Below are 820 nucleotides of genomic sequence, written 5' to 3'. Positions count from 1 at the left end.
TTAAGTTCTCTTGAGTTACATGATCAATTTGTGCTACAGCATCATTTATTTGAGTAATACCTGTAGTTTGTTCTTTAATACTCTCACCCATTTCATTAATAGATTGAACTAAGATATTAGTATTAGCTTCAATCTCACCTAAAGACTTTTGAGTTCTTTCTGCTAGATTTCTAACTTCATCAGCAACAACAGCAAAGCCACGTCCATGTTCACCAGCACGTGCTGCTTCAATAGCTGCATTTAATGCAAGCAAGTTAATTTGATCTGCAATATCTCCTATTATAGAAGTAACATTTTTAATCTCTTCACTTTGAGCAATTACTTCACTAGTTTTATGAGATACATTTTGCATAGAAGAAGTAATTTCTTCTAATGCTGCTGCTGTTTCTTCTAAAGAAGAAGCTTGGCTTGATGAAGAATCTGTTAAGTTCTTAACAGCACTTTGTAATTTACCACTCTCATCTGCTAATAAAGAAGCAAATTCAGATGATTGTCTTAGCATAGCTACTATTTCTTGGCCTAAAGCATTTGCTGTTACTTCAACCCCACCTTTAGCATTTTTAACTTCAGTGGTAAAGTCTAAGGCTTTATAGCTATCAAATACTCTATTAATTTCATTCATATTAGAACCAACCTTTTGTTCTAATACATTTAGCATGTCATTTAATACATTTTTTAATTCTATTAATTGAGGATTAGCAGGAATTGCTGTTATTCTTGCTGTTAGATTACCACCTTCTATTTCTTTAGCAGTTTCTACTGATTGTTCTACTGCTTTAGCATCTTGTTCTAATGCATTTTTAGTTTTAGTGATGTTTTC

General features: G+C 32.3%; 1 protein-coding gene. It reads right to left on the bottom strand.

From position 1 onward, the window contains the following. On the bottom strand, positions 1-820 hold an 820-nt coding region (locus L8W55_RS07915), incomplete at both ends, for a methyl-accepting chemotaxis protein (protein ID WP_263678140.1).

Origin of the sequence: Campylobacter sp. FU_520 (assembly GCF_025772385.1) — a bacterium.
Taxonomy (GTDB): Bacteria; Campylobacterota; Campylobacteria; order Campylobacterales; family Campylobacteraceae; genus Campylobacter_D; species Campylobacter_D lari_C.
This window is presented reverse-complemented; position numbering and strand designations above follow the sequence as displayed.